This window comes from Microvirga medicaginis (genome assembly GCF_052658925.1).
Genome location: NZ_JBQWEL010000006.1, coordinates 63,764 through 86,830 on the forward strand (window position 1 = coordinate 63,764; position 23,067 = coordinate 86,830).

Below are 23,067 nucleotides of genomic sequence, written 5' to 3' on the forward strand. Positions count from 1 at the left end.
GATCTTCAGCGCTGAGCCTTGAGACGATAAAGCGCATCGAGCGCCTCTCTCGGGGTCATCTGATCGGGATCGAGCGCATCGAGCGCTTCGCGCAAAGTGTCCTTCTGGGGGGCTTTGACCGGCTCCATCCGCACCGGAGCGGCGAAGAGCGGCAGGTCGTCGACAAGCGCCCGCTTCGGATGCTCCCGGTCCGACTTCTCCAGTTCGCTCAGGATCGTCTTGGCCCGATCGACAACAGCAGTGGGAAGTCCTGCGAGACGTGCGACCTGCAAACCGTAGGAACGGTCGGCCGCGCCTGGAACGACCTCGTGCAGGAAGACCACTTCGCCGTGCCACTCTGTGACCTTAAGGGTGGCATTGGCGATACGCGGCAGGCGTTCGGCAAGAGCCGTCAGTTCGTGGAAATGGGTGGCGAAAAGCGCACGGCAGCGATTGCTCTCGTGCAGGTGCTCGATGGCGGCCCAGGCAATGGACAGGCCATCGAAGGTCGACGTGCCGCGTCCGATCTCGTCGAGGATGACGAGGGAGCGTGCGGTTGCCTGATTGAGAATGGCAGCGGTTTCCACCATCTCGACCATGAAGGTCGAGCGGCCCCGCGCCAGATCGTCGGCTGCACCGACACGCGAGAAGAGACGGTCGACGACGCCGATATGCGCCTCTTTCGCGGGCACGAAGGAGCCCATCTGCGCGAGCACGACGATTAAGGCGTTCTGGCGCAGATAGGTCGATTTACCGCCCATGTTGGGGCCGGTGATCAGCAGAATGTGGCCCGCATCCTTGCCGGACAGATCGGAATCATTGGCGATGAAGGCTGTGCCTTCGCGCTTGAGGGCCGCTTCAACAACGGGATGGCGGCCTTCCTTCACGGTGAAGGTCAGACTCGTGTCGACGATGGGCCGCGTCCAGTCGAGGCGAACGGCGAGATCGGCGAGCGCTGCCGTCACGTCGATCACCGCAATTGCTTCGGCGGCGGATGCAACATCGCTCGACAGATCGAGCAGTTCCTGGGTCATCGCATCGAACAGGCCGAGCTCGATCTTCAAGGCGCGGTCTGCAGCCGATGCGATCTTCGATTCAAGCTCGCCCAGCTCCTGTGTCGAAAAGCGCATCGCGCCCGCCATGGTCTGGCGATGGATGAAGGTATCCTTGAAGGGCTCTTTGAGCAGATCCTCACCCACATTCTGCGGTACTTCCACGAAGTAGCCGATCATATGGTTGTGTTTCACGCGTAAGGTGCGGCAGCCGGTGTCGTTGGCGTAGCGGGATTGAAGGGCTGCGATGAAGCGGCGAGAATCCTGCTGCAGCTCGCGCAACTCATCGAGATTGGCGTCGTAGCCGGCACGAATGAAGCCGCCATCGCGCTTCAGAAGGGGGAGTTCATCCGCAAGTGCCGCCGCGAGTTTGTCGGCGACATCCGTGCGCAAGGACTGGAGCTTTTGCGCATTTGCCGAGAGCTCCCTCGGCAGATTGGGTGCAATGGCGAGTTCAAGACCGAGCTCGCGCGCTGCGAATAGCCCGTCACGCACGCAAGCCAAGTCACGCGGTCCGCCGCGCCCGAGGCTCAGGCGTGAGAGGGCGCGCGCCAGATCGGGCGAGCGTTTGAGAATGCGCCGCAGACGCTCGCGCAGATCCGTGTTGTCCACGAGGAATTCCACCGCATCCTGACGCTCGCGGATCATGCCCGGGTCGGTGAGGGGGCCTGCCAGACGCTCGGCGAGGCAGCGTGCCCCGCCGGGCGTGACGGTGCAGTCGATGGTGGCCAGCAGGCTGCCCGCGCGTTCGCCGGAGAGCGTGCGCGTGAGTTCGAGATTGGCGCGGGTTGCCGCGTCGATGGCCAGTGCTGCGCCTGCATTCTCCCGCGAGGGCGGGTTGAGAACCGGGCGGCTGTCGATCTGGGTCTTCTCGATATAGAACAGCACGCTGCCCGCCGCCGTGATCTCGGCGGGGCCGAAGGAGCCGAAAGCATCGAGCGTCGCGACGCCGAAATATTCCTTCAGCCGCCGCTCAGCAGAGGCCGGATCGAGACCTTCGCGGGACAGAGGCGTGATCGAGGCTCGCGTCTCGCGCCAGAAACCTGAAAGCTCCGGATCGTCATGAATGACATCCGGCACTAGGATCTCGCGGGGCTCGAAGCGGGCGATCTCCGCCGGCAAGCCTGTGGCATCCGTTTCGCTCACCACGAAATGGCCGGTCGAGATATCGATGGCGGCCAGGCCGTAGCACCATTGCGTGTCGGAGATGCGGCGGCGGGCCAGGCCAAGGAGGAAATTGGCGCGGCCCGGCTCCAACAGACGCTCTTCCGTGATGGTGCCGGGGGTGACGAGGCGCACCACGTCGCGGCGGACCACGGATTTGGCGCCTCGCTTCTTCGCCTCCGCCGGGTCCTCGGTCTGCTCGCAGACGGCGACCCGGTGGCCCAAGCCGATGAGGCGCTGGAGATAGTCGTCCGCCCGGTCCACGGGCACGCCGCACATGGGGATGTCCTGCCCCTGGTGCTTGCCGCGCTTGGTGAGCACGATGCCGAGGGCTTGGCTTGCGATCTCCGCATCCTCGAAGAACAGCTCGTAGAAATCCCCCATCCGGTAGAACAGCAGGCTGTCCGGATTGGCGGCCTTGATCTCGATATACTGCGCCATCATGGGCGTGACGCGGCTATCCAGGGCGGCTTTGATGCCGGCAGGGGAGGTTGGTTCGGGGCTCTCGGGGGCTTGGTACAGGGCTTGGGACGACATCCGCCTTATGTAGCAAAGCCCGCTTCCCCTTTCACCCGTATCATGGGTGTTGAAGAGGGGGTGTGCACAAGTCTTGAGGCGGAGTGTCCTAGGCCTTAAGGTCGCATCCCCTTCGAAAACGCGCCCCTGCGCCAAAACACGACAGTTCCATGACCGACGAAACGTCCTCGACACGCCGCAAACGCCCCACCTTCACTGACCAGGAGGCATTGCAGTTCCATTCCCAAGGCAGGCCCGGCAAGCTCGAGGTCGTGCCGACCAAGCCCATGGCGACCCAGCGGGACTTGTCGCTCGCCTATTCGCCGGGCGTCGCAGTGCCAGTACTGGCCATTGCGGAAAACCCATCGCTCGCCTTCGATTACACCACCCGCTCCAATATGGTGGCGGTGATCTCGAACGGTACGGCGATCCTCGGCCTCGGCAATCTGGGCGCCTTGGCCTCCAAACCCGTGATGGAAGGCAAGTCGGTTCTCTTCAAGCGCTTCGCGGATGTCGATTCCATCGACCTCGAGGTCGATACGGAAGATGCGGATGCCTTCATCAACTGCGTGCGCTATCTCGGCCCGTCTTTTGGCGGCATCAATCTCGAAGACATCAAGGCGCCCGAATGCTTCATCATCGAAGAGCGCCTGCGGGAGCTCATGGATATCCCCGTCTTCCATGACGACCAGCACGGCACCGCGATCATTGCGGCGGCAGGTCTCATCAACGCGCTGCATCTCACGGGGCGTGACATGGCCAAGACCAAGCTCGTGGTGAACGGCGCGGGTGCTGCGGGCATCGCCTGCACTGAGCTTCTGAAGGCCATGGGCTTTGCTCCCAACAACGTGATCCTCTGCGACACGAAGGGCGTGATCTACAAGGGTCGTACCGAGGGCATGAACCAGTGGAAATCCGCGCACGCTGCCGACACGGGTGCACGCACTTTGGCTGATGCCTTGAAGGGGGCAGACGCCGTGTTCGGCCTCTCCGCCAAGGGCGCGTTCACGGATGAGATGATCCGCTCCATGGCGCCCAATCCGATCATCTTCGCCATGGCCAATCCCGATCCGGAAATCACGCCGGAGGAAGTGGCGCGCATCCGTGACGACGTGATCATCGCCACGGGCCGCTCTGATTATCCGAATCAGGTCAACAACGTTCTGGGTTTCCCTTATATCTTCCGTGGCGCACTCGACGTGCAGGCCACCACCATCAACATGGAGATGAAGATCGCCGCCGCGCAGGCGATTGCGGAACTCGCGCGCGAGGATGTGCCGGACGAGGTCGCCGCGGCCTATCAGGGCGCACGTCCGCGCTTTGGCCGCGAATACATCATTCCCGTGCCGTTCGATCCGCGCCTGATCCACACCATCCCGACGGCGGTGGCGCGGGCAGCGATGGATACCGGCGTCGCACGCCGCCCCATCGTCGACATGAAGGCCTACAAGGCGCACCTTTCTGCCCGCCGCGATCCTGTGGCCGGCACGCTCAACCGCATTTTCGAGCGCGTGCGCAAGATGCCCAAGCGCGTGGTGTTCGCGGAGGGCGAGGAGGAGAAGGTCATCCGCGCGGCTATCTCCTTCGTCAACCAGGGGCTTGGCCGAGCCATCCTCGTCGGGCGCGAAGAGCGGATTTTCGAGACGGCGGCTCAGGCCGGCATCGATCTCGAAGGCCGCGAAGGCATCGAGATTCACAATGCGCGGCTGTCCCATCGCAACAGCACCTATGCGCAGTTCCTCTACGAGCGCCTGCAGCGCAAGGGCTATCTGTTCCGCGATTGCCAGCGCATGATCAATCAGGACCGTAACCATTTTGCCGCCTCCATGGTGGCCCTGGGCGATGCGGATGCCATGGTGACGGGGGCAACCCGCAATTATTCCACGGCGCTTGCGGACGTGCTGCATGTGATCGACCCCAAGCCCGGTCATCGCGTTATCGGCGTTTCGCTCTGCCTTGCGCGTGGCCGCACGGTTCTCGTGGCGGATACGGCCATTCACGAAATGCCGAGCGCGCAGGAGATCGCGGAAATCGCGATCGAATCCGCAGGCGTCGCCCGTCGTCTCGGCTATGAGCCGCGCGTGGCGCTTCTGTCGTTCTCCACCTTCGGCCATCCCCGTGCGGAGCGCGCAGAGAAAATACAGGAGGCCGTGCGGATCCTCGACGGCATGCGCGTCGATTTCGAATACGACGGCGAGATGTCAGCGGATGTGGCACTCAATCGCGAGCTGGTGGCGCAGTATCCATTCTGCCGCCTCACGGGGCCGGCGAACGTGCTGGTCATGCCCGCCTTCCACTCCGCATCGATCTCAACGAAGATGCTGCAGGAACTCGGCGGCGCCATGGTCATGGGGCCGCTGGTGGTGGGTCTCGACAAGCCGGTGCAGATCGTCTCGCTCGGGGCCACCGACAACGACATCGTCAACATGGCGGCCTTGGCTGCCTATAATATCGGCGGCTGATCGGCTTTACGGATCATGCGACGGATGACGGGCGGGGAGGAGTTCTCCCCGCCGGTCGGCGGTTGCATTTCTTATGATATCAGCGCTGACCTGCTCAAGCTTCAAGATTGGTTCATCGAGCACGTTATTTAGTCGCAATTTCCTTCCGATCACCGTGCCCATTTGATGAATGGCCTTGCGACGGCTGAAGGGATAAAGGCCTATCGACCAACCATGAGGGGCAATTGTGAGCATTCGCCAACCCACCACAGTCGTATTCGATATCGGCAATGTCCTGCTGCGCTGGGACCCACGCCATCTCTACCGTCGGATTTTCGAGGACGAGGCGGAGATGGAGTGGTTCTTGAGCCATGTCTGCACCCCCAGCTGGAACGTGGAGCAGGATCGCGGCCGGGATTGGGACGAGGCCGTGGCCCTTCTTGTGAAGGATCATCCGAAGCACGAGAGTGCAATCCGCGCCTTCCACGAGCGCTGGACGGAGACCGTGACGGGCGCGTACGAGCAGAATGTCGCCCTGTTGCTCCAGCTGCGGGAAGCCGGAGTGCCGAACTACTGCATCACGAACTTCTCGGGCCAGAAGTTTATCCTCGCAAAGCAGCGCTTTCCGTTCCTGGCTGAGTTTGACGGCATCATCGTCTCGGGAGACGAGCGGCTCCTGAAGCCGGACCCGGCCATCTATCACCTCCTCTTCGACCGCTATGCTCTTGAAGCGGCGGATTGCGTGTTCATCGACGACTCGCGAGCCAATATCGAGACGGCGCGCAATGTGGGTATGCACGCGATCCACTATCCTGACGAGCAGGTCGATCTCGCCGCCGAGCTTCGGCGTTACGGCTTCCCGGTCTGACGACCGCTTGCTCTTCGACCCGGCTTGAGCCATCAGGCGGCATGCGCGTTTTCGACACCTCCCTTCCCATCGATGCGGTTCTTGGCTCTCTCACGGCGAGTCTGGGCGTGCATGCCAATGCGGTGCTGGTTGCTCCGCCTGGTGCGGGCAAGACGACGCGCGTGCCGCTCGTGCTGCTCGATGAGCCCTGGGTTCAGGGCGGAAGGATTATCGTTCTGGAGCCCCGTCGCCTCGCGGCACGCGCCGCAGCCGAGCGCATGGCGCAGACGCTGGGCGAGCAGGTGGGCGAGACGGTGGGCCTTCGCGTGCGCCTCGGCTCCAAGATCAGCCGCAAGACGCGGATCGAGGTGGTGACCGAGGGGGTCTTCGCCCGCATGATCCTCGACGATCCGACCCTCGACGGCATTGCCGCCGTGCTCTTCGACGAATTCCACGAGCGTTCGCTCGATGCCGATCTCGGCCTTGCCCTCGCGCTCGATGCACAGGGCGGGTTGCGCGAGGATCTGCGCCTGCTCGTGATGTCAGCAACGCTCGATGGCGCACGCGTCGCAAGGCTGCTAGGCGATGCGCCGGTGATCGAATCGGAAGGTCGCGCCTATCCGGTCGAAACGCGTTATCTCGGGCGCGATCCCAATCGCCGCATCGAGGAGCAGGTAGCGGAAGCCGTCACGAGAGCCTTGCGCGCAGAGGGCGGATCGGTCCTCGTCTTTCTGCCGGGGCAGGGCGAAATCCGCCGTGTTGAAACGCTTCTGCGCGAGCGCATCAGCGATCCCGCCATCGATATCGCACCGCTCTATGGCGCCCTCGATCGTCGTGAACAGGACCTCGCCGTGAGCCCTGCAAAGCCGGGTCGCCGCAAGGTGGTGCTCGCCACATCCATTGCCGAGACCTCTCTCACCATCGAAGGCGTTCGCGTGGTGATCGATTCAGGTCTCGCGCGTGTGCCGGTCTATGAGCCGAATATCGGCCTCACACGGCTTGAAACCGTGCGCGTCTCGCGTGCCGCAGCGGATCAGCGCCGTGGTCGTGCGGGACGAACCGAGCCGGGCGTCTGCTACCGCTTGTGGGAAGAGGCGGCGACCGGGGCGCTCGAGCCCTTCGTGCGGCCGGAGATTCTCGCTGCCGATCTCGCGCCGCTGCTTCTCGATTGCGCGGCGTGGGGCGTCGCCGATCCTTCGACGCTCGCCTTCCTCGATCCTCCTCCGGTTCCTGCGATGAAGGAGGCACGCACTCTTCTGCAACAGCTCGAAGCGCTTGATGGCGAAGGCCGCATCACAGAGACGGGACGGCGCCTGCGCGATCTGCCCCTGCCGCCACGTCTGGCACGCATGGTGTTGATGGCAGGCGAAAGCGGGCAGGCGCGCGATGCGGCGGATCTGGCTGCCGTTCTCGTCGAGCGCGGTCTTGGCGGCGACATGGTGGATCTGACTGAGCGTATGGAGCGCTTCCGTCGCGATCGCTCGCGCCGTGCGGAGGATATGCGGCGCATGTCTGAAGGATGGGCGAAGACTCAGACGGGCTCCGCCAAAGGTGAGGCGCGTTCATTCGGTGCGCTGCTCACGCTCGCTTATCCGGACCGTCTTGCGAAAGCGCGCGGCAAGCCGGGTGATTATCTCATGGCCAATGGCCGCGGCGCATCGCTCGAAGCGCATGAGCGCTTGGCGAAGGAGCCTTATCTCGCCATTGCCGAGATTGCAGGGGGCGCTGCCTCCGCGCGCATTCTCGCGGCTGCTCCGATTGCAATGGAGGAGATCGAGTCCGTCTTCGGGGATCATATCGAGCAGACCGACGAGGTCACTTTTGATCGTCAGGCCAAGGCGCTTCGTGCGCGCGGCGTGCGCCGTCTCGGTGCGCTCGTGTTCAATGAGCGCCCTCTGAAAGTCCCGGCAACGGACGAGGCCGCGCGTGCGCTTGCCAAAGGTCTCGTGTCCTTGGGGCTCGATGCGCTGCCGTGGTCGAAGGCTTTGGCTCAGTGGCGCGAGCGCGTGATGTTCCTGCGCAAGGCTGAAGGCGAGGAATGGCCGGATCTCTCGGATGAGGCTTTGACGGAAACGGCGGAGGAATGGCTCGCACCGCACCTCGTCGGCAAGACGAGCCTCAACGATATCGGCCCCGATCTCTTGAGCGAGGCGTTGCGCAGCCTCCTGCCGTGGAACCTCCAGCGCCGTCTCGATGCCGAGGCGCCGACGCATATCGAGGTGCCGACAGGCTCGCAGATCCCCATCGATTATGGTGCTGAGGAAGGGCCGGTCCTCGCCGTGCGTGTGCAGGAACTGTTCGGCCTCGACAGGCATCCCACCATCGCGGCGGGGCGCGTGCCGCTGATCCTCCATCTTCTCTCGCCCGCACAGCGCCCCATTCAGATCACGCGGGATCTGCCTGGTTTCTGGCGCGGCTCATGGGCGGCGGTGCGCGCCGATATGCGCGGGCAATACCCAAAGCATCCCTGGCCGGACGATCCGCTCACCGCGCCGCCCACGCGACGCGCGAAGCCGCGGGGGACTTAGAAACACAGCCCTCATCCTGAGGAGCAGCCGTCAGGCTGCGTCTCGAAGGAGGGTCCAGAGCCCACTGGAAACGCCTCGCTCTTCGAGACGCTTCGCTCCTCAGGGTGAGGCTTTGTGAGAGTACTTATTCCCGAAAGGATTCGATCAGCCGCTCCGCCGTGGCGCGGTTGAGCGCCATCGGGATGTTGTAGACGAGGGCGAGGCGCATCAGCGCCTTCACGTCCACGTCGTGCGGATGAGGCGAGAGCGGATCGACGAAGAAGAACAGGGCGTCGATTCTTCCTTCCGCGATCATCGCGCCGATCTGCTGGTCACCGCCGAGCGGGCCGCTCTTCAGGCGCGTGATGGAAAGAGAGGGGCAGCGCTCCATCACGCGTCCGCCGGTGGTGCCGGTGGCAAACAGCGTGAAGGGGCGAATATCGTTCTCGTACATGGCGACGAAATCGGCCATGTCATTTTTCTTGGCGTCGTGGGCCACGAGCGCCAGGGTCAGCTTCGTCATGAGTGAGGCTCAGTTGCTCCAGCGGTCACGCCACTGCATCTCGCCGGCCAGGCAGTTCGTGGGAGACGCGCTTTGAACGCGGTTGATACGGGGAGGCCGCTCGGGCATGAGGTTGGCGATCTCAAGCAGGATCTTGGTCTTGATAGCCTCGATGAACTGTTCGCGTTCTCGAACGGGAACCGTGAAGGCCCCTTGGCCGCCGATCACGCAGTCCTTGTAATAGACATCAAGCTCGGGGATGTCGAGATAGCCGGGCTTGCGCAGCATGATCGGAAGCCCATTGATGGTGATCCCCTTGGCCAGCGCCTCATCGCGTGCCTGGACCACGCCCCGCCCCTGGTTGTTGGGGCCGTCGCCTGACACGTCGATCACCTGCCGGGCGGCTTGAATGTCGCTTCCCTCGAGCAGCTTTACCCCGAAATCGATGGCGCTGGAAATCGAGGTGCGCTGCGCGCGCCGCAGCGGGGTCGAGGAGATCTTGTCCGCGAAGGCCATGAGGCTCTCGGGATTGTCGAGGATCGTCCAGGGCACGATCACCTTCTGATCCGGAGATCCGGCCCATTCCATGTAGGTCACTGCGATCTTGCCTAGCATGCCGCTGCGGATGGCATCGTGAACCTGCGGGGAGCGGAAGGCTTGTGCAAAGCCCTCCCGCTGCAGAGCCTGCTCATCCGTGTCCATGGAGAAGGAGATATCGACGGCAATCACGAGAGCAAGGTCGACCTCGCTCTCGGCCCGAGCCGGGAGAGAAAGACCACAGGTCCACAGCAATGCGAGTCCTGCTGCCAGATGGGTAAGCCTTGAGCGAACCATCGAATTCTCCTTGAGCGGAGGCGGACTGGTTCGCTCAGTGTGCCAGCTTCTGAAGCTGAAGCAAGCTCACGTTATGGTTACGCAACCTTGGCTTTGACGAGATCGAGCGCTGCCTGGAAAGCCGCCTCGGCGTCGAGATGCGTCGTATCGAGGGTGATCGCATCTGCCGCGGGCTTCAGAGGAGCCGTCGCCCGGTTCATGTCACGCTCGTCGCGACGGCGAATATCCCCGAGAATGGTCTCGTACTCCGTCCGCTCGCCGCGCTTCTGGAACTCGATATGACGGCGGCGGGCGCGCTCCTCGGGAGTCGCCGTAATGAAGAGCTTCACGTCTGCGTGAGGGCAGACCACGGTGCCGATATCCCGCCCGTCGAGCACGGCTCCCGGGGGCTGCTCGGCAAACTGGCGCTGGAAGGCAAGGAGCGCATCGCGAACGGGCTGATAGCCGGAAATCACGGAAGCGGCTTCGCCCATCTGGGCGCCTCGCAGGCGCGGATCGTCGAGGTGGGTCACATCGAGATTGAGCGCCACCTCATGGGCTGCATCCTGGTCAGTCAGGGCGATCTCCCGGTCGAGCATCACGCGGGCGACGGCTCGGTAGAGCAGGCCGGTGTCGAGATGCGCGAAGCCGAAATGCTCCGAGAGGCGCTTGCCCAGGGTTCCCTTGCCCGAAGCGGCGGGGCCATCGATTGCGATGATCATGGGCGGCTCAGTCCTGGATCGTGGCGCCGAGTTCGCGCATGAGCGGGATGAAGGTGGGGAAGCTGGTCATGATCATGGCGCCATCGTCCACCGTCACGGGCTCCTGCGTGGCCAGACCCATCACGAGGAAGGACATGGCGATGCGGTGATCAAGATGGGTCGCAACCGGGTTGCCGCCGCCGCGAACCGTTCTGGAACCATGGACGATCAGGTCGTCGCCTTGAATCTCATGCTCGACGCCAGCCTCGGCGAGGCCTGCCGCCACGGCGGCCAAGCGGTCCGATTCCTTCACGCGCAGCTCGTGCAGGCCCTGCATGCGGGTGGTGCCTTCCGCGAAGGAGGCTGCGACCGCCAGGATCGGGTATTCGTCGATCATCGCCGGGGCCCGGCCATGAGGAACCGTGACGCCGGCAAGCTTGCTGTGGCGCACGCGCAGGTCTGCCACCGTCTCACCGCCCTCATCGCGCTCGTTCAGGCGCTCGATCGAGGCGCCCATTTCCAGAAGGGTGGTGATGAGACCCGTGCGGAGCGGGTTCATCATCACGCCTTCAAGGACGATGTCCGAGCCGGGAGTGATGAGCGCCGCCACCAGCGGGAAGGCGGCAGAGGAGGGGTCGGTGGGCACAACGATATCCGTGCCGCGAAGCTCGGGCTGGCCCTGGAGGGTGATGGCGCGGCCATCGGCGCCGTGGAGCGCGACCTCGACCGTTGCGCCGAAATGGCGCAGCATCCGCTCCGTGTGATCACGGGTCGCCTCGCGCTCGATCACCGTGGTTCGACCGGGGGAGTTGAGACCCGCCAGCAGAATGGCCGATTTGATCTGGGCCGAGGCTGCCGGAGTCTCATAGGTGATCGGAATCGTTTCCTTGGGCCCGCGCAGGGTCAGGGGAACGCGGCCGCCCTCGGCCTCGCTCACCACCGTCACTCCCATCTGCACGAGCGGATCGAGGATGCGGCGCATGGGGCGCTTGCGGAGAGAAGCGTCGCCATCGAACCTAGTGGTGATGGGATGGCTTCCGGCGACGCCCATCATGAGGCGGGAGCCGGTGCCTGCATTGCCGAAATCGAGGATTCCCTTGGGCTCGACGAGGCCGCCGATGCCTACGCCCTTTATCCGCCAACGGCCCAGAGCCTCCCGGGTAATGGTGGCGCCGAGCGCCCGGCAAGCTTCCGCCGTGCGCAGCACGTCATCACCTTCCAGAAGCCCTTCGACACGGGTCTCGCCAATGGAAAGAAGCCCAAAAATCATGGAGCGGTGGGAAATGGACTTGTCGCCGGGAACGCGGATACGCCCTTTCAGGGCATTACCAGACCTGCTGGAGACGGGGGAGGCAGGGCCATGCGCGTGCGACATTGTCTTAATTCCTTGAGCCTTCTCTTTGAGGCGGGCTCTAACACGGGTATTTCGCGCCGTCACGTCCAAGGTGGACGAGGCTGACCCCTTCTATGCAATTTCCTATTTGACAAGGCCTCCCCTCATGACTAACGGGAGCGTTCCCAACCATCCACTCTAGAGGCAATCACCCGTGGCCAAACCGGAACTCGGCTTGAAGCGCCAGTGCATGAGCTGCGGCGCGAAATTCTACGATCTCAACAGGGACCCGGCGGTCTGTCCGAAGTGCGGCACCGTCTTCCAGGCTGTGGCCCTGAGCCGTGCCGCTGCGCCTGCAGTCGCCCGCTCCACCGATGACGACGAGGATACCGAACTCGAAGCCGCCGGTCCGGAGATGGTCTCCCTCGATGAGGTCGAGGCTGGCGAGAACGAGAAGGACATCCCGGTCGATGACGATATCGACGTGGGCGATGACGACACCGACGACACCTTCCTCGAGGACGAGGAAGAGGGCGACGATGACGTGTCTGATCTGATCGATAGTGATCTGGAAGACGACGAAGAGGCTTGAACCTCAGCCCAGACACGACTATAGAGACGCCGCTGCATCTCGCAGCGACCTGCCGCGGTGCCCCAAGCACCGCGGTTCAAGTGGGGCCATAGCTCAGCTGGGAGAGCGCTTGCATGGCATGCAAGAGGTCGGCGGTTCGATCCCGCCTGGCTCCACCAAATCTCTCAAAACAGCCGCCTCTCGGGCGGCTTTTTGTTGCTGGGCCACAAAATTGCTCTTCGGCTCAGCCCTTTGTCTCATGGAAAGAGCGTTCATCTTCATTTTTAGTCGCTGCGCCTTAAGCTAAGGCAAGGATGTTCACTCCACGAAAGCGGGAACAATGACGCGCGTCCAGACGAACGGCCTCCAGGTTGCACCGGTCCTCCATGATTTCATCGGGCGGGAGGCCCTGAACGGCACAGGCGTATCGGCGGAAGCCTTCTGGAAGGGGCTGGCCGGGCTCGTCAAAGAATTCGCTCCGCGCGACCGCGAGCTTCTCGCCGTTCGCGACAGGATCCAGGCGCAGATCGACGATTACCACCGCGCCCAGGCCGGCAAGGCCTTCGACCATACCGATTATGAGCGTTTCCTGCGCGATATCGGCTATGTGCTGCCAGAGCCCGAAGATTTTGCCGTCAAGACGCAGAACGTCGATGACGAGATCGCCCGCATCGCCGGTCCCCAGCTCGTGGTGCCGGTCTCCAACGCCCGCTATGCGCTCAATGCCGCCAATGCGCGGTGGGGCAGCCTCTACGATGCCCTCTACGGCACGGATGCGATCCCGGAGGAGGGCGGGGCTGCGCGCTCCGGCGGCTACAACAAGGTGCGTGGCGCCAAGGTGGTGGCCCGCGCCCGCGAGCTGCTCGACCAGGCGGCTCCGCTCGCCAAGGGCAGCCACAAGGATGCCATTGCCTATGCGCTTCAGGGCGGCGCTCTCGTCGTCAAGCTCCAGGATGGCAGCGAGACGGGGCTGAAGGATGCAGCCCAGCTGGCCGGTTACCAGGGCGACGCGGAAAACCCCTCCGCCGTGCTGTTCTCCCACAATAACCTGCATATCGAGATCAAGATCGATCGTTCGAACCCGATCGGCGCGGACGATCCGGCGGGTGTGGCGGATCTCGTGATCGAATCGGCCGTGTCCACCATCATGGACCTGGAGGACAGCGTCGCGGCGGTGGATGCGGAGGACAAGGTGCAAGTCTATCGCACCTGGCTCGGTCTGATGAAGGGTGACCTCGTCGAGAGCTTCGAGAAGGGCGGCCGCACCATTGAGCGCAAGCTGAACCCTGATCGCGTCTATGCCGCGCCAAATGGCGGCGAGGTTCGCCTGCATGGCCGCAGCCTCATGCTGGTGCGCAATGTAGGCCACCACATGTTCACCGATGCGGTGCTGGACGAGGCGGGCAAGGAAATTCCTGAGACGATTCTCGACGCCGCCGTCACGTCGCTGATCGCCATCCACGACCTCAAGAACAAGGGACCCGTCCGCAACAGCCGCACGGGTTCGGTCTATATCGTGAAGCCCAAGATGCACGGGCCGGACGAGGTGGTCTTCGCCAGCGATCTGTTCGCTGCCGTGGAGGACATGTTGGGTCTCCAGCGCAATACGCTCAAGATGGGCATCATGGACGAGGAGCGCCGCACGACGGTCAACCTCAAGGCCTGCATCAAGTCTGCCGCCGAGCGCATCGTGTTCATCAACACAGGCTTCCTCGATCGCACGGGCGACGAGATCCACACCTCGATGGAAGCGGGTCCCATGATCCGCAAGAACGACATGAAGTCGACGGCCTGGATCAAGGCCTACGAGGACAACAACGTGGATGTGGGCCTGCTCTGCGGCCTTCCGGGCCACGCGCAGATCGGCAAGGGCATGTGGGCCGCGCCCGACAAGATGGCGGATATGCTGGCGCAGAAGATCGGCCATCCGCAGGCGGGCGCGAACACCGCCTGGGTGCCGTCACCGACCGCCGCGACGCTCCACGCGCTGCACTATCATCAGGTGAACGTGCAGGAGCGACAGGCCGAGCTGAAGTCGCGCCCGCGCGCAAAGCTCTCGGATATCCTCACCATTCCAGTGTCGCAATCCAACTGGGCGCCGGATGCCGTGCAGCAGGAACTCGACAACAATTGCCAGGGCATCCTCGGCTACGTGGTGCGCTGGATCGACCAAGGCGTCGGCTGCTCGAAGGTGCCGGACATTCACGATGTGGGCCTGATGGAAGATCGCGCGACTTTGCGCATTTCCAGCCAGCACCTCGCCAACTGGCTGCGCCACGGCATCGTCACGCAGGACCAGGTGATGCAGACCCTGCGCCGCATGGCTCAAGTTGTGGATCGGCAGAATGCCGGCGATCCGCTCTACAAGCCCATGGCGCCGGGCTTCAACGGTCCTGCCTTCCAGGCAGCCTGCGACCTGATCTTCAAAGGCGTGGAGCAGCCCAACGGCTACACCGAGTGGGTTCTTCACGCGCGCCGTCGTGAGGCGAAAGCCTCGGGCGCGGCGGATCGCTCGGATGAGAGCGGCGTGAAAACGAAGTAAGAATGAGCGGGGCACCTCTGGTGCCCCGAACTTTTTCAAGAAGAGTGATCGGATGCCTTGTGAGACAACGCATCCACCATGCCGCCGATCAGGTTCGTACCCAAAAGATGCTCCGTCGTGAGCTCGAAGCGCAGCGGCACGAGAGCGGAGGGAAGCGCGGCCAGCCATTCCTTCATCTGACGCGCGGCCGCGACCGCTTCCGCACGGGACACGGCACGGAAACGTACAGGCGTGCCGGGGCGCATCTGCGCAAAGCGTGCGAGGTCGGCGCTGATGATGGTGGCGATCTTCGGATAGCCGCCAGCCGTCTGCCGGTCACGCATGAGCACGATGGGGAGGCCGCTGCCCGGCACCTGGATATGACCGTCCACGATGCCATCCGAGACGATATTGAAACCCTTTGCATGGTCGAGCTGAGGACCGTTCAGCTGAAAGCCCATGCGGTCGGCCTGAGGGCTGACGGCGAACTGGGCATTCAGGAAAGTGCGGATCGCATCTTCGGTGAAATAATCGTCCTGCGGTCCCATCATCACGCGGATGGGGCCAGCCTCTTCCAACGGATCGAGGGGCAGGTGCATCGCTGCGCGATCTTGCTGATCCGCCTTGCAGGGAAGGCGGTCGCCTGCCTTCAGCGGCGCACCCTCCAACCCACCAAGACGCGAACGCGGATGGAAGGACAAGCTGCCGAGCTGCGGAGCGATGAGGAAGCTGCCTGCGACGGCGAGATAGGCGAAAGTGCCGGTGCGTGCATGGCTGACCCGCAGCGTATCGCCTTCGTTGAGAACGATAGTCGTGTTGGGCCCGACGGACGCATCGTTGACGCTGGCGGTGCAGCCTGCACCCACGAGTGCCAGACGCAATGCGCCTCCCTCGCAAGTAAAGTTGCCGCCGAGATTCATGAACTCGATGGCCGCTGCTTCCGGCCCATTGCCGACGAGCGCATTCGCCATGGCAAGGCACCGGCGATCCATCGCGCCGGACGGCGAGACGCCGAAACGCTGATAGCCGATGCGCCCCCAATCCTGCAGGCTCGTCATCGGGCCGCAGCTTTCCACGACGAGGCCCGTCATTCTTGCACCCGCTCGGCAACAGGCTCGCCGGCCAAGGCTGCTTTCTCAAGCACATCCCAACGCGAAGGATCGATGGGCTCGAACACGATCTCGTCACCGGTCGTGAAGAGAAAGACGGGATCACGTTCGGGTGCGTAGCTCAACACCGGCGTGCGTCCCAGAAGATGCCAGCCGCTCGGCATCTCCATGGGCACGATGCCCGCCTGCTCGCCGCCGATCATGATCGAGCCGCTTGGAACCTTCAGGCGCGGCTGAGTGCGGCGCGATGTGGCAAGGCGCGGATCGAGACCGCCGAGATAGGCGAATCCCGGCAGAAAGCCGATCATGTAGATCCGATAGACGGCGCTCGAATGGATCTCGACGACTTGGGATGGTGTCAGACCGTGGTGCTGCGCCACATTCTCCAGATCGACCCCGTATTCGCCGCCATAGACCACCGGTACGCGCCAGCGCGTGCCGGTCGAACTTTGCGGTGACAGATCGCGTGCGGCCCCTTCGATCTGGCGAATGAGCGCTTCGAAATCCGTCACCGTGGGATCGAATTGCAATGTGAGGGAACGATAGGTGGGGACGGTCTCGATGAGACCCGCAGGCGGGCTCGCCTTCAACAGGGCGTCGAGCGCGAGCACCTTGCCGTTGAGTTCAGGATCGATCGCGCTTCCGAACTCAACCGTCAAGGCGGTATCGCCGCAGGGAAGGAACCGTGGTGTCTGCACCATTCACCCATTCAATCTTCACCCCAAACCTCTCTCACATTGGACGAGGGGCGACAATGGCAAGGGTGATGCTGCGCCATGCAGCGGATGCAGATGGGAGCGGCCCCTGCCGCTCGGCAGGGCATGCTCCTTTTTGCTAGACTCAACTCCACTTTCCCCTTCGTGCTATGTGAACCCTCACCCAAGGGCCCTGAGGCCTTAAAGCCCATGCGGAGTAGATTATGACCTTGAAATCGAAGAACGCCGTCATCACCGGTTCCACCAGCGGTATCGGCCTGGCCGTTGCCCGGGCGCTTGCCAAGGAAGGCGCGAACGTGGTCATCAATGGCCTCGGCGATGCGGCCGAGATCGAGAAGACCCGCGCCGCCATCGAGAGCGAGTTCGGCGTGAAGGCCGTCTATTCGCCCGCCAACATGCTGAAAAGCGATGAGATCGCCGACATGATCCATCAGGCCGAGAAGACGCTAGGCAGCGTCGATATTCTCGTCAACAACGCAGGAATCCAGTTCGTCTCGCCGGTCGAGGAGTTCCCCATCGAGAAGTGGGATCAGATCCTCGCGATCAATCTCTCCTCCGCCTTCCATGCCATCCGCGCTGCGGTTCCTGGCATGAAGGCGCGCAAGTGGGGGCGCATCATCAACACGGCGTCTGCCCATTCCCTCGTGGCCTCGCCCTTCAAGTCTGCCTATGTGGCGGCCAAGCACGGTATCGCGGGCCTGACCAAGACCGTGGCGCTGGAAGTGGCGACCCATGGCATCACCGTCAACTGCATCAGCCCCGGTTATGTCTGGACGCCTCTCGTCGAGAACCAGATCCCCGATACCATGAAGGCGCGCAGCCTCACCAAGGAGCAGGTCATCAACGACGTTCTGCTCGAAGCCCAGCCCACCAAGCAGTTCGTGACCGTCGATCAGGTGGCGGCTCTCGCCGTGTTCCTCTGCTCGGATGCAGCGAGCCAGATGACAGGCTCCAACCTCTCCATGGACGGCGGCTGGACCGCGAAGTAAGCCAACCGAGAGTCACCCTACCTGCCCCTCCTCTCTCGTCATGGCCGGGCTTGTCCCGGCCATCCACGTCTTGAGGAACCGCTGTGCGATAAAGGCGTGGATCCCCGGCACATGGCCGGGGATGACGGTGAGCCGATAACCGTCACCCCTGCGCGAAAGCGTCCGTCGCCTCGATGAGGTGATGGGTGATGCCGGGCTCGCTCACCGCATGGCCCGCATCCGGCACCATGATGAACTTCGCCTCGGGCCAAGCCTTGTGCAGGTCCCATGCGGTCTTGGCCGGCGTGGCGATGTCGTAGCGGCCCTGGATGATGACGCCGGGAATGCCTTTGAGCTTAGAGGCATCGCGGATCAGCTGCCCCTCCTCGAACCAACCTTCATTGACGAAGTAGTGGTTCTCGATGCGCGCAAACGCGATGGCATAGTGCGGATCACCGAACTGGTCGCTGAAATCCTGATTGTGGAGAAGAGTGATGGTCTCACCTTCCCACAGGCTCCAGGCTCTCGCGGCCTCTGCCTGCACGGCGGGATCAGGGTTCGTCAGGCGCTTGCGATAGGCCGCCATCATGTCCCCGCGCTCCTCGGGCGGAATTGGGGCAAGATAATGCTCCCACTTGTCCGGAAAGATCCAGGAAGCTCCCTCTTGATAATACCAGAGCAGTTCTGAGCGTCGCAGCGTGAAGATGCCCCGCAACACGAGTTCCGTGACATGCTCGGGATGTGTTTGCGCATAGGCAAGGGCGAGCGTCGAGCCCCAGGAACCACCGAAGACCATCCACTTGTCCACACCGATCATCTCGCGCAGGCGCTCGATATCGGCAACCAGATGCCATGTGGTATTGGCCTCAAGGCTTGCATAGGGCGTCGAGCGCCCGCACCCGCGCTGATCGAAAAGCAGGATCTTGTATTTCTCCGGGTTGAACAGCCGGCGCTGAACCGGCGTGCAGCCGCCACCGGGCCCGCCATGGAGGAAAACCACCGGCTTTCCGTTGGGGTTGCCGCATAATTCCCAATAGACCCGGTGCCCGTCGCCGACATCGAGCATGCCGTGATCGTAGGGTTCGATTTCGGGATAGAAGGTGCGCATGGCGAAAAAGGCTCCGGAAAACAGAGCTTATCCATAAAGGTGGGGCAGGAGGCTGTCACCTCCGAAGGGTTAGTGAGCCGGCTTCGGACCCCCTAGCGTGTCGTTGCACTGTCATATAACTTTGCAACTGGGGAACAGGGTAATAGCCCGACCACACTGGAGGAAGACATGTTGACCAAGCGCGCCAGCCTGAAACTGGCTACGGCTTTCGCCGCTCTGATGATCGCCGGTACGGCACAGGCGGCCGAGAAGCTCCGGCTCCTGACCTGGGCGGATTACGCTCCGAAAGAGGTCGTGGACCAGTTCACGAAGGAAACCGGCATCGAAGTCGAGATCACGCTCTCGAACAACGAGGAAATGATCTCCAAGCTGCGCGCAACGCAAGGCGCCGGCTTTGATCTGGTTCAGCCGAGCCAGGACCGTATCGCCGGCCCGCAGACGGAGTTCGGCATCTACAAGCCGCTCGATCTCTCCAAGCTCAAGTCCGACCTTTTCATCGCCTCCATGCTCGAGGCCACCAAGAAGAACACCACCGTCGACGGCAAGGTCTACGGCGTTCCGCACATCTGGGGCACCGACGGTCTCATCGTGAACACGAAGGCCGCTCCGAAGGTCGCCGATTACAATGATCTCTGCGATCCGTCGCTCGCCGGAAAGACCAGCTTCCGTGCGAAGCGTCCGGCTCTCATCGCCTTCGCATTCGCCAACGGCATGGATCCTTTCGCCGCTTACGGCGATGCCAAGGCCTATACCGCGATGATGGAGAAGGTCGGTGCCAAGCTCGCCGAGTGCAAGAAGAGCGTGAAGTTCTTCTGGGACGGCAAGGATCAGCTCCTCAACGCGCTGCGCTCCGGTGAAGTCGTCGCTGCCATGGCGTGGGATACGGGCGGCTGGAAGCTGAACTCCGAAAACGCGGACATCAAGTTCATCGCTCCCAAGTCGGGCGCGCTGGGCTGGGTCGACACCTTCGCCATTCCGGCCAAGGGCCGCAATGACGATGCCGCCTACAAGTGGATCAACTTCAACATGCGCCCTGAGATTGCTGCGAAGGTCGCCGCCTCCGCCGGCAACTTCACGGCCTCCAACGGCGCCGACAAGCTCATGCAGGGCAAGCTGAAGGATCAGTTCGCCGAGAGCTTCCCGAAAGCCGCAATCGACAACATCAAGTGGTATCCGGCCGTGCCGGCCGGTCTCGAGGAGATCGAGGGCAAGATCCTCGACCGTCTGAAGGCCGGTTCGTAACATCCGCTTCCTGACGATTAATCCTCCCCCGGTGTCGTACCGGGGGAGGACCTTTTCTGGCACGCGTCCATGGCACATTCCACCGATCTCGATCTCGTCAACATCATCAAGCGTTTCGGCTCTCATGCGGCCGTCAATGACGTGAGCTTCAGCGTCGCTCCCGGCGAGTTCTTCTCCATTCTGGGGCCGTCCGGCTGCGGCAAGACAACCTTGATGCGCATGATTGCGGGCTTTGAGGATCCGACGTCCGGCGATATCCGCATCCGGGCTCAGTCGATGATCGGCGTTCCGGCCAACAGGCGCCCGGTGAATATGGTTTTCCAGAGCCTTGCGCTCTTCCCGATGATGAGCGTGGGCGAGAATGTTGCCTATGGCCTGACCTGTCGCGGTGCGTCCCGCGCGGAGGCCGAAGAACGTGCCAACCGCATGCTGGAGCGCGTGGGCCTCAAAGGATTCGGCGAGCGCCGCGTGACTGCTCTCTCCGGCGGCCAGCGTCAGCGTGTGGCGATTGCCCGCTGCCTTGTTCTCGAGCCGACGCTCGTGCTCCTCGACGAGCCGCTCGGTGCTCTCGATCTCAAGCTGCGTGAGCATATGAAGATCGAACTCAAGCAGCTGCAGGCCACCTTCAACACCACCTTCGTTTACATCACGCACGATCAGTCCGAAGCGCTGGTCATGTCTGATCGCATTGCGGTGATGAACCAGGGCCGGTTCGAGCAGGTGGGAAGCCCGCGCGAGCTTTATCATGATCCCGCAACGCCATTTGTCGCGAGCTTCGTCGGTGAGACGAACAAGTGGCAGGGCGAAGTGGCTTCCGCCTCCAACGGCTCCGTTGCCGTTCGCCTGCCCTCCGGCACGGTGATCGAGGGACAGGGCAAGGTGGCGGATAAAACGACGCTGGCCTTTGTGCGGCCCGAGGCGATTGCGTTGGCGCAGGACTCGTTCGCGTTGAGCGGCCTGCCCAACAGGTTTGAGGGCCATGTCTCGGCGGTTCTGTTCGATGGCGCGAATTCGAGCCTGCTCATCGACACCGCCGGTTTCGAGCAGCCCGTCCGCGCGGTGCTGCCGCAGGCTGGTCCGCTTGCCGGCATCGAGGTCGGCGCGCCGATCCATGTGGGTTGGACGGCGGATGCCATGAAGGTCTTTGCCGCATGAGCAGGAAACCGGCCCAGAGCCTGACGCTCTTTCTGCTCCTCGCTCCGGCCGTTCTGTGGCTGGGATTGCTCATCGTGCTCCCGCATGTGGAGATCCTCATTCTCTCCTTCAGCGAGAGGGTGGCGCCGCGAGTCTATGCCTTCGGCTTCGGCAATTATCTCGAGTTCTTCACTGAGCCGCTCTATTGGCGCACCTTCGCGCGCACGGCGATCATGTCGGTCATCGTCACGGCGCTCACCCTCGTGCTCGCCTTCCCGATCGCGCTCTACATCGCCCGTGTGGCGCAGGGTCGCCTGAAGGCGATGTTGCTGCTGCTCTGCCTTCTGCCCTTCTGGGTGTCGGAACTCGTCCGCACGCTCGGCTGGATGATGCTGCTGCGAGAGACCGGCGTGATTTCTTACATGCTCCAGGCCATCGGGGTGACGGAGCAGAGGACCGAGTTTCTCTACAATGATGGCGCGGTGATCCTCGGCCTCGTCTATGGCGGCCTGCTCTTCATGATCGTGCCGCTTGCCAATGCCCTTGAGAGCCTGGAGCCGTCCGTCGTCGAGGCCGGTTTCGATCTCGGCGGCAGCCGCTGGACGGTACTGCGCCGCATCGTCATTCCGCACGCGATGCCGGGCATCGTAGCGGGCTCGATCATCGTGTTCATGCTCACGGTCGGCAATTTCGCAACGCCGGTGCTGCTTGGCGGCAAGAACGGCCTGTGGTTCACGGAGCAGATCTACGCGCAGTTCATCACGCGCTTCAACTGGCCGCAGGGTGCCGCCTTCGGCATGCTCCTGCTCATGCTGTCCTCCGCGATCGTCTGGGCAGGGCTTCGCCTCACCGGGCAGAGCCTGGGCACCACCTTGAAGCAGGCTTGAGAAGTCATGAACCGTCCGACCCTTGCCTGGAAACTCTACATCGCGGCGTTCTACATCTTCCTGTTTGCACCGCTTCTCGTCGTTGCGATCTTCGCCTTCAACGCAAGCCCGTTCCCGTCCCCGCCGTGGAAGGGCTTTACGCTCGAATGGTTCATCGGCTCAGGCAGCACCTTCGGCAAACCCGGTGTGCTGGCCGATCCGATCTGGCTCGATACGATCGCCAACAGCTTCAAGGTCGCGGTGCCTGTGGCGCTGCTTGCCGTGGTGATCGGCACCGTGAATGCCTGGGTGCTGGAGCGCGCCGAGTTCCCTGGAAAGGCCTTCCTGTCGATGATGATGCTCTGGCCCCTCGTCATTCCCGGCGTGGTGCTCGGCATCTCGATCCTCGCCTTCTTCTCGCGCGTGGCGAACGGCCTGGAGGAATGGCTTCAGACGGATCTCGATTTCCTGCGCCCCGGATTGCCACTCGTAGTGCTGGGCCAGCTGTCGTTCATCCTGACGATTTCCACGCTCATTATCGCGGCGCGCCTGCGCAAGTTCGACCGGTCGTTGGAGGAGGCGGCTTTCGATCTCGGGGCCAGCCGCGTGCGCGTGCTGCGCACGGTCACGCTGCCTTTCCTAAGTCCGGCGCTGATCGGCGCAGGACTCGTGGCGCTTCTCATGTCGTTCGAGAACTTCAATACGACCCTGATGCTCGTCGGATCCGAGCCGCCGCTGCCGATCACGATGTACGGTCAGATGCGCGAGGGCGCGACGCCCGCGATCAATGCTGTCAGCCTGTTGCTGATGCTGGGCGTGGGAGGTATCGTGAGCATCTTCGCGCTGACGGCTAAGGCGGAGCGTTAAGCCCACTCACAAGCACTCCTCGTCATCCCCGGCCTTGTGCCGGGGATCCACGTCTTTGGCGTGTTGTGGTTCCAAAGACGTGGATGGCCGGGACGGGCCCGGCCATGACG

18 protein-coding genes and 1 tRNA gene are annotated in these 23,067 nt (G+C 63.1%); 11 read left to right on the forward strand and 8 right to left on the reverse strand.

What is annotated here, in order from left to right; translation table 11 throughout:
• Window positions 1-5 precede the first annotated feature (5 nt).
• On the reverse strand, window positions 6-2,732 hold the full coding sequence (gene mutS, locus ACUXUR_RS10165) for a DNA mismatch repair protein MutS (protein WP_445502234.1): 2,727 nt from the start codon (window positions 2,730-2,732) through the stop codon (window positions 6-8).
• 149 nt (window positions 2,733-2,881) lie between these two features.
• Here mutS and ACUXUR_RS10170 point away from each other — a divergent pair, with 149 nt between their 5' ends.
• From ACUXUR_RS10170 to hrpB, 3 genes are all read left to right on the forward strand, one after another.
• Window positions 2,882-5,173, forward strand: coding sequence for an NADP-dependent malic enzyme (locus ACUXUR_RS10170; protein WP_445502235.1), 2,292 nt, complete (start codon window positions 2,882-2,884; stop codon window positions 5,171-5,173).
• A gap of 226 nt (window positions 5,174-5,399) precedes the next feature.
• A complete protein-coding gene (locus ACUXUR_RS10175) occupies window positions 5,400-6,020 on the forward strand; it encodes an HAD family hydrolase (protein WP_445502236.1) in 621 nt (206 codons plus the stop codon).
• Between the two features lie 41 nt (window positions 6,021-6,061).
• Complete coding sequence (hrpB, locus tag ACUXUR_RS10180; RefSeq protein ID WP_445502237.1) at window positions 6,062-8,527, forward strand: ATP-dependent helicase HrpB; 2,466 nt, start codon at window positions 6,062-6,064, stop codon at window positions 8,525-8,527.
• A 124-nt stretch (window positions 8,528-8,651) separates the two neighbouring features.
• Here hrpB and ACUXUR_RS10185 read toward each other — a convergent pair whose 3' ends face one another.
• The 4 genes from ACUXUR_RS10185 to aroA form a co-directional block, all read right to left on the reverse strand.
• A complete protein-coding gene (locus ACUXUR_RS10185) occupies window positions 8,652-9,029 on the reverse strand; it encodes a methylglyoxal synthase (RefSeq protein ID WP_445502238.1) in 378 nt (125 codons plus the stop codon).
• Between the two features lie 9 nt (window positions 9,030-9,038).
• Complete coding sequence (locus ACUXUR_RS10190; protein WP_445502239.1) at window positions 9,039-9,842, reverse strand: DUF1194 domain-containing protein; 804 nt, start codon at window positions 9,840-9,842, stop codon at window positions 9,039-9,041.
• Window positions 9,843-9,919: 77 nt separating this feature from the next.
• On the reverse strand, window positions 9,920-10,543 hold the full coding sequence (cmk, locus tag ACUXUR_RS10195) for a (d)CMP kinase (protein ID WP_445502240.1): 624 nt from the start codon (window positions 10,541-10,543) through the stop codon (window positions 9,920-9,922).
• 7 nt (window positions 10,544-10,550) lie between these two features.
• Window positions 10,551-11,897, reverse strand: coding sequence for a 3-phosphoshikimate 1-carboxyvinyltransferase (aroA, locus tag ACUXUR_RS10200; RefSeq protein ID WP_445502241.1), 1,347 nt, complete (start codon window positions 11,895-11,897; stop codon window positions 10,551-10,553).
• 172 nt (window positions 11,898-12,069) lie between these two features.
• Here aroA and ACUXUR_RS10205 point away from each other — a divergent pair, with 172 nt between their 5' ends.
• From ACUXUR_RS10205 to ACUXUR_RS10215, 3 genes are all read left to right on the forward strand, one after another.
• Window positions 12,070-12,447, forward strand: a complete 378-nt coding sequence (locus ACUXUR_RS10205) for a TIGR02300 family protein (protein ID WP_445502242.1) — start codon at window positions 12,070-12,072, stop codon at window positions 12,445-12,447.
• Window positions 12,448-12,529: 82 nt separating this feature from the next.
• A tRNA-Ala gene (locus ACUXUR_RS10210) sits at window positions 12,530-12,605 on the forward strand.
• A 161-nt stretch (window positions 12,606-12,766) separates the two neighbouring features.
• Window positions 12,767-14,968: a malate synthase G gene (locus ACUXUR_RS10215; RefSeq protein WP_445502243.1), complete on the forward strand. Its 2,202-nt coding sequence runs from the start codon at window positions 12,767-12,769 to the stop codon at window positions 14,966-14,968.
• A gap of 35 nt (window positions 14,969-15,003) precedes the next feature.
• Here ACUXUR_RS10215 and ACUXUR_RS10220 read toward each other — a convergent pair whose 3' ends face one another.
• A complete protein-coding gene (locus tag ACUXUR_RS10220) occupies window positions 15,004-16,038 on the reverse strand; it encodes a 5-oxoprolinase subunit C family protein (protein WP_445502244.1) in 1,035 nt (344 codons plus the stop codon).
• Window positions 16,035-16,757, reverse strand: a complete 723-nt coding sequence (gene pxpB / locus ACUXUR_RS10225) for a 5-oxoprolinase subunit PxpB (RefSeq protein WP_445502245.1) — start codon at window positions 16,755-16,757, stop codon at window positions 16,035-16,037. Before pxpB ends, ACUXUR_RS10220 begins: the two co-directional genes overlap by 4 nt.
• A 218-nt stretch (window positions 16,758-16,975) precedes the next feature.
• Between pxpB and ACUXUR_RS10230 the strand changes: the two genes are divergently transcribed.
• On the forward strand, window positions 16,976-17,761 hold the full coding sequence (locus ACUXUR_RS10230; RefSeq protein WP_445502246.1) for a 3-hydroxybutyrate dehydrogenase: 786 nt from the start codon (window positions 16,976-16,978) through the stop codon (window positions 17,759-17,761).
• 142 nt (window positions 17,762-17,903) lie between these two features.
• Here ACUXUR_RS10230 and pip read toward each other — a convergent pair whose 3' ends face one another.
• Window positions 17,904-18,848, reverse strand: a complete 945-nt coding sequence (gene pip, locus ACUXUR_RS10235; protein ID WP_445502247.1) for a prolyl aminopeptidase — start codon at window positions 18,846-18,848, stop codon at window positions 17,904-17,906.
• A 168-nt stretch (window positions 18,849-19,016) separates the two neighbouring features.
• Between pip and ACUXUR_RS10240 the strand changes: the two genes are divergently transcribed.
• The 4 genes from ACUXUR_RS10240 (at window position 19,017) to ACUXUR_RS10255 (ending at window position 22,957) form a co-directional block, all read left to right on the forward strand.
• On the forward strand, window positions 19,017-20,090 hold the full coding sequence (locus ACUXUR_RS10240) for an extracellular solute-binding protein (protein ID WP_445502248.1): 1,074 nt from the start codon (window positions 19,017-19,019) through the stop codon (window positions 20,088-20,090).
• Between the two features lie 69 nt (window positions 20,091-20,159).
• Window positions 20,160-21,245 (forward strand): ABC transporter ATP-binding protein, encoded by a 1,086-nt coding sequence (locus tag ACUXUR_RS10245; RefSeq protein ID WP_445502249.1) that lies wholly within the window; start codon window positions 20,160-20,162, stop codon window positions 21,243-21,245.
• Window positions 21,242-22,111: an ABC transporter permease gene (locus ACUXUR_RS10250; protein ID WP_445502250.1), complete on the forward strand. Its 870-nt coding sequence runs from the start codon at window positions 21,242-21,244 to the stop codon at window positions 22,109-22,111. Before ACUXUR_RS10245 ends, ACUXUR_RS10250 begins: the two co-directional genes overlap by 4 nt.
• Window positions 22,112-22,117: 6 nt before the next feature.
• Window positions 22,118-22,957, forward strand: coding sequence for an ABC transporter permease (locus ACUXUR_RS10255; RefSeq protein WP_445502251.1), 840 nt, complete (start codon window positions 22,118-22,120; stop codon window positions 22,955-22,957).
• Window positions 22,958-23,067: the final 110 nt, after the last annotated feature.

What these genes read in the sequence shown, in the direction of transcription:
- mutS (WP_445502234.1), bottom strand. Translation starts at nt 2,732, where the DNA reads ATGTCGTCCCAAGCCCTGTACCAAGCCCCCGAGAGCCCCGAACCAACC.
- ACUXUR_RS10170 (WP_445502235.1), top strand. Translation starts at nt 2,882, where the DNA reads ATGACCGACGAAACGTCCTCGACACGCCGCAAACGCCCCACCTTCACT.
- hrpB (WP_445502237.1), top strand. Translation starts at nt 6,062, where the DNA reads ATGCGCGTTTTCGACACCTCCCTTCCCATCGATGCGGTTCTTGGCTCT.
- ACUXUR_RS10185 (WP_445502238.1), bottom strand. Translation starts at nt 9,029, where the DNA reads ATGACGAAGCTGACCCTGGCGCTCGTGGCCCACGACGCCAAGAAAAAT.
- ACUXUR_RS10190 (WP_445502239.1), bottom strand. Translation starts at nt 9,842, where the DNA reads ATGGTTCGCTCAAGGCTTACCCATCTGGCAGCAGGACTCGCATTGCTG.
- cmk (WP_445502240.1), bottom strand. Translation starts at nt 10,543, where the DNA reads ATGATCATCGCAATCGATGGCCCCGCCGCTTCGGGCAAGGGAACCCTG.
- aroA (WP_445502241.1), bottom strand. Translation starts at nt 11,897, where the DNA reads ATGTCGCACGCGCATGGCCCTGCCTCCCCCGTCTCCAGCAGGTCTGGT.
- ACUXUR_RS10215 (WP_445502243.1), top strand. Translation starts at nt 12,767, where the DNA reads ATGACGCGCGTCCAGACGAACGGCCTCCAGGTTGCACCGGTCCTCCAT.
- ACUXUR_RS10220 (WP_445502244.1), bottom strand. Translation starts at nt 16,038, where the DNA reads ATGACGGGCCTCGTCGTGGAAAGCTGCGGCCCGATGACGAGCCTGCAG.
- pxpB (WP_445502245.1), bottom strand. Translation starts at nt 16,757, where the DNA reads ATGGTGCAGACACCACGGTTCCTTCCCTGCGGCGATACCGCCTTGACG.
- ACUXUR_RS10230 (WP_445502246.1), top strand. Translation starts at nt 16,976, where the DNA reads ATGACCTTGAAATCGAAGAACGCCGTCATCACCGGTTCCACCAGCGGT.
- pip (WP_445502247.1), bottom strand. Translation starts at nt 18,848, where the DNA reads ATGCGCACCTTCTATCCCGAAATCGAACCCTACGATCACGGCATGCTC.
- ACUXUR_RS10240 (WP_445502248.1), top strand. Translation starts at nt 19,017, where the DNA reads ATGTTGACCAAGCGCGCCAGCCTGAAACTGGCTACGGCTTTCGCCGCT.
- ACUXUR_RS10245 (WP_445502249.1), top strand. Translation starts at nt 20,160, where the DNA reads ATGGCACATTCCACCGATCTCGATCTCGTCAACATCATCAAGCGTTTC.
- ACUXUR_RS10250 (WP_445502250.1), top strand. Translation starts at nt 21,242, where the DNA reads ATGAGCAGGAAACCGGCCCAGAGCCTGACGCTCTTTCTGCTCCTCGCT.
- ACUXUR_RS10255 (WP_445502251.1), top strand. Translation starts at nt 22,118, where the DNA reads ATGAACCGTCCGACCCTTGCCTGGAAACTCTACATCGCGGCGTTCTAC.